The 7818-nt window shown below is 61.3% G+C and carries 5 protein-coding genes; 2 read left to right on the top strand and 3 right to left on the bottom strand.

All coding sequences use genetic code 11. From position 1 onward, the window contains the following. Positions 1–498 precede the first annotated feature (498 nt). Entirely contained in the window at positions 499–840 is a 342-nt protein-coding gene (locus tag ACRESJ_RS22910) for a DUF6124 family protein (protein ID WP_431759959.1), read from the top strand. A gap of 113 nt (positions 841–953) precedes the next feature. Here the strand turns inward: ACRESJ_RS22910 and ACRESJ_RS22905 are convergent, their stop codons facing one another. The 3 genes from ACRESJ_RS22905 to ACRESJ_RS22895 are packed head-to-tail and all read right to left on the bottom strand — an operon-like array spanning position 954 to position 4649. Further along, positions 954–1409 (bottom strand): YiiD C-terminal domain-containing protein, encoded by a 456-nt coding sequence (locus ACRESJ_RS22905; RefSeq protein ID WP_431759958.1) that lies wholly within the window; start codon positions 1407–1409, stop codon positions 954–956. A 40-nt stretch (positions 1410–1449) separates the two neighbouring features. Then, on the bottom strand, positions 1450–2844 hold the full coding sequence (locus ACRESJ_RS22900) for a sigma-54-dependent transcriptional regulator (RefSeq protein ID WP_431759957.1): 1395 nt from the start codon (positions 2842–2844) through the stop codon (positions 1450–1452). Next, entirely contained in the window at positions 2841–4649 is a 1809-nt protein-coding gene (locus ACRESJ_RS22895; RefSeq protein WP_431759956.1) for a sensor histidine kinase, read from the bottom strand. Before ACRESJ_RS22895 ends, ACRESJ_RS22900 begins: the two co-directional genes overlap by 4 nt. Positions 4650–4806: 157 nt before the next feature. Here ACRESJ_RS22895 and ACRESJ_RS22890 point away from each other — a divergent pair, with 157 nt between their 5' ends. Beyond that, a complete protein-coding gene (locus ACRESJ_RS22890) occupies positions 4807–7719 on the top strand; it encodes an aminotransferase (RefSeq protein ID WP_431759955.1) in 2913 nt (970 codons plus the stop codon). The last annotated feature ends 99 nt before the right edge of the window (positions 7720–7818 follow it).

Genomic DNA, 7818 nt, shown 5'->3' with positions numbered 1-7818 from the left:
GGCTAGCTCCCACACTGATTTTCGGCTGGTCGCAATTTCTGTGACTAACCCAAGACAACTGTGGGAGCTAGCCTGCTAGCGATGACGGCAGCACATTCACCACCGCTATCGCCAGCAAGCCGGCTCCTACAGGATTGTGGTGCGATTTTGGCGATATTTCGCACAGGAATATCAGCGCTTCTGAAGGCTGCTTCCCTTTCTTTTGCAGGACATTTCCTAGATCATTTCGCTCGCTTGCGCCTGGCAAATTCGGTGGCTAGTCTCGGCCCGTCACTGCTCATCAGTGATCGGGTTTAGTCGCCCGGATCCTCTCTGGGCGCACAGCGCTACCTTTTTTTGGGTGTTTTTTATTGCCTGAATTTTATGGTGGCTGTGCGCATGGCACCTTCGGGTGCGCCGGGTTGCCTAGAGACCGGTCGACTAACTTGTGCACAGCCGCCACCCTATTCGTTTAGTCGCGAAATCGGTTGGCTCCAATTGACTCTGGGAGTTATACCAATGAAAAAATCCGTACCCGACCCACCACCCGAACCCACCTCTGAAGACTCCATCAGAGATCGATCCGCGCTCTACCGCGCCATTGATTTCTACCTCACCGGCGATCAGCCTTCCTCACTCGATGAATTGCGCTTCTACAACGTCAGCAAGGACGTGAGTTACGAAGACACTCAACTCTATATCGCCGATCTGCTGCGTTGTGCCTCGGTCACGGCCTATCAATGCGGCGACCATCTCAAGGGCGCCGACCGGGCGATGGTGTTTTCGATCTGGCATTTGCTGGAGATTGCCAAGGCGATGGTGGATCACTCCATTGAATGCCTGGGGATGAAGAAGGGCTGAATCAAGATCAAAAGATCGCAGCCTGCGGCAGCTCCTACAGGGTCAAGCGTTGATGCGAAATTCGGCATCCATGCATCCTCTGTAGGCGCTGCCGCAGGCTGCGATCTTTTGCGTTAGCGATGCAAAACGTACTGCCCGACAAACCTCACCGCATCCTCATCGCGGCCGTCATTGACGACGCGGGTATTGAGCGTCAACCGCGCTCGGCCATATCGCTGGAACGTGGCCAGGAATTTCTTCCAGATCACCGGATCCGGTGCCTGGCATATGGCGTTGGCATCGCCCGTCACCGGCAGCGGATAGCTGATCTGCCCTTCCTGAATCACGATGTGCCCGTCCGTGATGCCTTCTTCCTTGAGCCGCAAATGCAACCAGCCCCAACCAGCCAGCACCGCGCCGCAATACAGGCTGCCACCGAACATCGTGCTCTTGTGGTTGACGTTGGCGTCCAGCGGCAAATGCAGGCGCAGTTGCTGGTCGTGCCAGTCCAGCACCGTGAGGCCCATGTCCCGGGTGAGAGGGATGTCGTGGTGCAGGACGGATTCCAGTTGACGACTGTCGCGGCTCATTCAGGAGACTCTTGTTGGCAATGGATGATTTGACGGTAGCTCAATCGAGATCGTCGGTGTGTGTGGCCGCGCCGCTGTCGGCAAAGCTCAAGCCGTGTTTACGCAGCTTGTCGTGCAACGTCTTGCGTGGAATGCCCAAAGCTTCGGCGACACTGCGCACCGAACTGTGCGAGCGCGCCAGTTCGGCGGCGATCAGGGTTTTTTCGAAGTTTTCCACCTGCTCGCTCAGCCCACCGCTGACCATTTCCACCACGGTGCCAGCGGCGCCCTGCGGCTCATTGTTGTCCAGTGCCAGTTCCAGGCCGAGGGCAAAGCGTTCGGCGGCGTTTTGCAGTTCGCGCACGTTGCCGGGCCAGGTGTGGCGCAGCAGCAGCGCACGTTGCCCAGGCTGCAATTCATGGGGCGGCAAGCCGTGGCGGGCGCTGGCCTCGTCGGCGAAGTGCTGGAACAGCATCAGTGCATCCTCACCCCGTTCACGCAGCGGCGGAATGCGCAGCGGCGCGACGTTCAGGCGGTAATACAAGTCGGCGCGAAAACGCCCCTGATCGGCTGATTGCCGCAGGTCTTCCTTGGTGGCGGCGATGATGCGAATGTCCAGCGGGATCAGTTGATTGCCGCCCAGGCGTTCGACCACTCGCTCTTGCAGCATGCGCAGCAATTTCACCTGCACGTCCAGGCTCATGCTCTCTATTTCATCGAGAAACAACGTGCCGCCGTTGGCGAATTCGAACTTGCCGATGCGCCGTTTCTGCGCGCCGGTGAAAGCGCCGGGTTCATGACCGAACAGCTCGCTTTCAACCACCGATTCGGCCAGCGCTCCGGCATTGATCGCCACGAACGGACCGTTTCGGCGGCTCGATAAATCATGCAGCGCTCGGGCCACCACTTCTTTGCCGGCGCCGGTTTCGCCGAGGATCAACACGTCGGCCTTGGTCGCTGCCAGGGCGCCGATCTGCTCACGCAGGCGCAGCATCGAGGGCGATTGGCCGACCAGGCGCGCGCTCAGCTCATTGCGATCGCTCAGGGCCAGACGCAGGCTGCGGTTATCCAGCACCAGCCGGCGCAGGGCCAGGGCGCGGCGCACGCTGTCGAGCAGGGCATCGCTGGCGAAGGGTTTTTCCAGAAAGTCATAGGCCCCGGCGCGCATGGCTTGCACCGCCAGCGGCACATCGCCGTGACCGGTGATCAGCAAGACCGGCAGCTCCGGGTCCTGGGCGTGAAGTTCGGTCAGCAGCTCCAGACCGTCCATGCCCGGCATGCGGATATCGCTGACCACCACGCCCGGCCAGTCGCGTTCCAATTGCCCGGCAAAACCCTTGGCTTCGGCCAGAGGCAGAACTTTCAGGCCGGCAAGGTCAAGGGTCTGGCTCAAGGCCTGACGCAGATGGGGATCATCGTCGATCAACACGACCTGGATGCGATTGTCGATGGTCATGCACTTCGGTCCTCGGACGGTTGCAGGCTCACACCGGGTGCGCCTGCGCGGAGTTTAAGGGTGATCAGTGCGCCGCCTTCCTTGTGGTTGGCGAACGACAGTTCACCGCCGAAGGCGCGCATCAGGGTCTCGCAGATCGCCAGCCCCAGGCCAAGCCCCTGGGTGCGGGTCTTGGTGGTGTAGAAGGGTTCGCTGGCGCGACCAAGGGCTTCCATGCAAAAGCCAGGGCCATTGTCGCGAATGTACAGGTTGACGCCATTGGCGGTGGATTGGGCACTCAGCCAGAGTTTGCGTGGCGGGCCTTTTTCGGTCAGGGCATCCAGGGCATTGGCCAGCAGGTTGCCAAGCACCTGCCGTAGACGGGTTTCCCCGGCTTCGACCCATAAGGTCGCGGCGGGTAAATCACGGATCAATTCGACGTCCATGCTGCGCCTACGCTTGGCCAGCAGCGCCAGCGCATCGTCCAGTGCCGGTTGCAGGGCGACGCTTTCCGGGGCGTGGCGATCGCGCCGGGCAAAGGCGCGTAAATGGGCGATGATCGAGGCCATGCGCCCGGTGAGTTCGCTGATCAGCTTGAGGTTGCCACGGGCATCATCGGTGCGCTGATGGTCGAGCAGAATTTCGGCGTTTTCTGCATAGCTGCGGATGGCCGCCAGCGGCTGGTTGAGTTCGTGGCTGATGCTCGCCGACATCGTCCCCAGCGCCGACAACTTGCCGGCTTGCACCAGGTCATCCTGGGCGCGCACCAGTTCTTGCTGAGCCTGTTCACGTTCCAGCACTTCCTGTTTCAGTCGGCGGTTGAGGCCTTCCAGGTCGCTGGTTCGCTCGGCGACCCGGCCTTCCAGTTCGAGTCGTGCCTTGCCTTCAAAGTCGATCCGCTCCAGGTAATGGCGACGACGCTGCATCATCAGGCCAAGCAAAAGCATCACCACCAACAGCGTGGCTCCACCAATGGCCACCACCGTGCGCACCGGACGGTCGATCAAAGTGCGCGGAGCGAGGATGCTGACGTTCCAGCCGGTTTCCGCAATGGGTTGGGTCTGGGTCAGCCAGGCGTTTGGATTGAGCCTCAATGGCTTGGGGTCGCGGGTCGGGTAGGGTTGGATTGCGGTGATGGCGTTGCGCTCGTCTTCACTCAATGGGCGGGTCGAACGAAAGCGCCATTCCGGTCGCGAGGTGAGGATGACCACGCCGTTGTGATCGGTCAGCAGCAGTTGTTCCGGGGTTTTTCCCCAAAGGCTTTCGGTGTGGTCGAGGTCGACCTTGACCACCAGCACGCCGGTGATTTTCTCGCCATTGCGAACGGCTGCGGCGAAGAAGTAGCCGCGTTTGGCCGAGGTGGTGCCCAGCCCGAAAAAGCGCCCGAGCCTTCCTGCCATGGCTTCGCTGAAGTACGGCCTGAAGGAAAAATTGCGCCCGACGAAACTGTCGTGCTTGTCCCAGTTGGAGGCCGCCAGGGTCTTGCCCTTGGTATCCATGAGGTACATGACTTCGGCGCCGGTCTGGTGGCTGATGTTTTTCAGCAGGCGGTTGGCGTTGCCTTGGGTGACGCTATCGTCCGGCGCCCCCAGCACGGCGCGCAGGGCCGGCAAGTCGCCCAGAATCTGCGGCAGCACTTCATAGCGGTGCAGGGTGCCCAACAGGTTGGCGACGTAAAGGTCGAGGGTCTGGCGGTTTTGCCCAGCCAGTTCGCTGCGGTAATAGCGCTCGGCCAGATGCTCCAGCGGCCACAGCAACGGCGCCAGGCACAGCGCGAGCAGGGCCAGACTGCGCCAGCGGGGTCTGCGGGGGAGGGTCGGAGTCATGAGCATCGAGCGCCTGATGGTATCGATGCATTATGCCTAGGCGGCGCCCCGCGAGCACCCTGCAAGTCACCGCTGGGCGAGATGGGCCGGGAAGGGGTTGCTTATCGCCCCGAGCAGTGGCGATATAGGCGCCTAATAAAATTACAGGGGTCGTTGTATGCCGCTCGCCACGTTGATTCATCGCGCCAGTTTGCCCAGCCCGCAAGTGTCTGCGGAGCAAGCGCTTGAGCTGTTGGAGGAGCATTACGGGCTGAGCGGAAGGTTGCAGGCCCTCGGCAGCCAGCAGGACCTCAACTACCGTGTCGACAGCGAACAGGGGCGTTTTGTCCTGAAAATCTGTCGGGGCGATTACTCGGCGCTGGAGTTGCAGGCTCAGCATGCGGGGCTCAAGCATTTGGGTGAGCATCCTGATGTGCATGTGCCTCGCGTGATCACGGCAAAAAACGGTGCGGACCTGCTGTCCCTGGAGGTCGCCGGCCAAGCCGTACACGTGCGCCTGCTCGATTACATCGAAGGCCAGTCGCTGACGCACCTCGAACATTTCAATCGCACCGTGGTAGCCGGGTTCGGTCGCTTGTGTGGTGAGATGGATTTGGCGCTGGCGGATTTTGACCATCCGGGACTGGTGCGCACGCTGCAGTGGGATGCCCGTCACGCTCAGGCCTTGATCGCGCATTTGCTGCCGGTCATTCAGGACGAGGGTCAACGCAAGCTGATCAGCGAGGCGGCCGAGCAGGCCGAGCGCCACTTGCAGCCATTGCAGGACAAGCTGCCGGTGCAGGCCATTCACATGGATATCACCGACGACAACGTGGTGTGGCAGCGTGATGCGCAGCGTCATTGGCAGTTGCAAGGCGTGATCGATTTCGGCGATCTGGTGCGCACCTGGCGCATCACGGATTTGTCGGTGACCTGCGCTGCGCTGCTGCATCACGGCGAAGGTGATCCGTTCTGCATTTTGCCAGCGGTGCAGGCCTATCACGCGGTCAATCCGCTGACCCATGAGGAGTTGCTGGCGCTATGGCCGCTGATCGTCGCCCGTGCGGCGGTGTTGGTGCTCAGCGGTGAACAGCAGGTCAGCATTGATCCGGGCAACACCTACAGCCGCGACAACCTGACCCACGAGTGGGAAATTTTCCGCGTCGCAACCTCGGTCCCGCTGGCGCTGATGGAAGCGGCCATTTTGACGGCGGTTGGCCAGAACCTGCCGGGTATTGGCAGCGAAGGCTTTGCGCCGTTGCTGCCGAGCCTGGTCGGGCGTGAGTTCGCCTTGATCGATCTGGGCGTGCTCAGCCCGCACTTCGAAGCCGGTAACTGGGAGCAGGAAGGGATCGATCAGCGATTGCTCAGCGAAGCGGCGGCGGCCCACGGCTTGGCGGCCAGTCGTTATGGGCAATACCGTTTGTCCCGCACCCGGCCAGACAGCGCCATTGAGCCGGACACTTGCCCGTTGCACGTCGAGTTGCGTGTGCCCCAAGGTACAACGGTCGAAGCGCCGTTTGCCGGGGTGGTGCATCAGCCTGCGGCGGGCGTGCTGCAACTGGACGGCCCGCAATTGAGTGTGCGGTTGTGGGGCGTTACTGCGTCGCTACATGCCGGAGCCGCGTTGGTAAAAGGCCAGGTGCTGGGTTCTGTCAGCGGACCGCTGATTGTGCAGTTGAGCCGAGGGTCTTCATTCACTGCTCCCCTGTTTTGCTCACCTTCGCGGGCGGCCGCATGGCAGGCGTTGTGCCCGTCACCGGCGGCCTTGCTGGGGCTGGCGTGTGACGCTGAAGAAGAGCTCGATTCGCAGACCTTGCTGGCCCGTCGCGACGCGAGTTTCGCCCGTACGCAAAAACACTATTACGTCGACCCACCGCGCATTGAACGCGGCTGGCGCAACCACCTGATCGACATGCAGGGCCGCTCCTATCTCGACATGCTCAACAACGTCGCGGTGCTCGGCCACGGTCATCCACGGATGGCGGCGGTCACCAGCCGTCAATGGTCGCTGCTCAACACCAACTCGCGTTTCAACTACGCCGCCGTTGCCGAGTTCTCCGAGCGCTTGCTGAAACTGGCGCCGGATTCCATGGACCGCGTGTTCCTGGTCAACAGCGGCAGCGAGGCCAATGACCTGGCGATTCGTCTGGCGTGGGCTTACAGCGGCGGGCGCGACATGCTCAGTGTGCTTGAGGCCTATCACGGTTGGACGGTGGGTGCGGATGCGGTGTCGACGTCGATCGCCGACAACCCCAAGGCCTTGAGCAGCCGTCCGGACTGGGTGCACCCGGTGACGGCACCGAACACCTATCGCGGTGAATTCCGTGGCCCGGACAGCGCCCCGGATTACGTGCGCAGCGTCGAACACAACCTGGCCAAGGTCGCTGAGCAGAAACGCCAATTGGCCGGCTTCATCTGCGAACCGGTGTACGGCAATGCCGGTGGTATCTCGCTGCCGCCGGGTTACTTGAAGCAGGTCTATGCGCTGGTTCGTGCTCAGGGCGGCGTGTGTATCGCCGACGAAGTGCAAGTGGGTTACGGGCGCATGGGGCATTTCTTCTGGGGCTTTGAAGAGCAGGGCGTGGTGCCGGACATCATCACCATGGCCAAGGGCATGGGTAACGGGCAGCCTTTGGGCGCCGTGATCACGCGCCGGGAAATCGCCGAAGCGCTGGAGAACGAGGGTTACTTCTTCTCGTCCGCTGGCGGTAGCCCGGTCAGTTGCCAGGTCGGCATGGCGGTGCTGGATGTGATGGAGGAAGAAAAGCTTTGGGAGAACGCTCAAGTTGTGGGCGGATATTTCAAGGAGCGTCTTGAAGCCCTCGTCGATATTCATCCGCTGGTGGGTGCGGTGCATGGTTCCGGGTTTTATCTGGGCGTGGAGTTGATCCGCAACCGCGAGACACTGGAACCTGCGACCGAAGAAACCACGGCGTTGTGTGATCGCCTGCGTGAGCTGGGGATTTTCATGCAGCCGACGGGGGATTTCTTGAACGTGTTGAAGATCAAGCCACCGATGGTGACCTCGCGTCAGAGCGTGGATTTCTTTGTGGATATGCTGTCGAAGGTGCTTGCTGAAGGCCTCTAATCCGTACCGCTGACCCCTGTAGGAGCTGCCGCAGGCTGCGATCTTTTGACTTTGATTTTTCAGGATCAAGATCAAAAGATCGCAGCCTGCGGCAGCTCC

Origin of the sequence: Pseudomonas sp., from assembly GCF_050739655.1 — a bacterium.
Classification (GTDB): Bacteria; Pseudomonadota; Gammaproteobacteria; order Pseudomonadales; family Pseudomonadaceae; genus Aquipseudomonas.
This window is presented reverse-complemented; position numbering and strand designations above follow the sequence as displayed.

Coding starts and splice junctions, on each gene's coding strand:
- ACRESJ_RS22910 (WP_431759959.1), top strand. CDS start 499: ATGAAAAAATCCGTACCCGACCCACCACCCGAACCCACCTCTGAAGAC.
- ACRESJ_RS22905 (WP_431759958.1), bottom strand. CDS start 1,409: ATGAGCCGCGACAGTCGTCAACTGGAATCCGTCCTGCACCACGACATC.
- ACRESJ_RS22900 (WP_431759957.1), bottom strand. CDS start 2,844: ATGACCATCGACAATCGCATCCAGGTCGTGTTGATCGACGATGATCCC.
- ACRESJ_RS22895 (WP_431759956.1), bottom strand. CDS start 4,649: ATGACTCCGACCCTCCCCCGCAGACCCCGCTGGCGCAGTCTGGCCCTG.
- ACRESJ_RS22890 (WP_431759955.1), top strand. CDS start 4,807: ATGCCGCTCGCCACGTTGATTCATCGCGCCAGTTTGCCCAGCCCGCAA.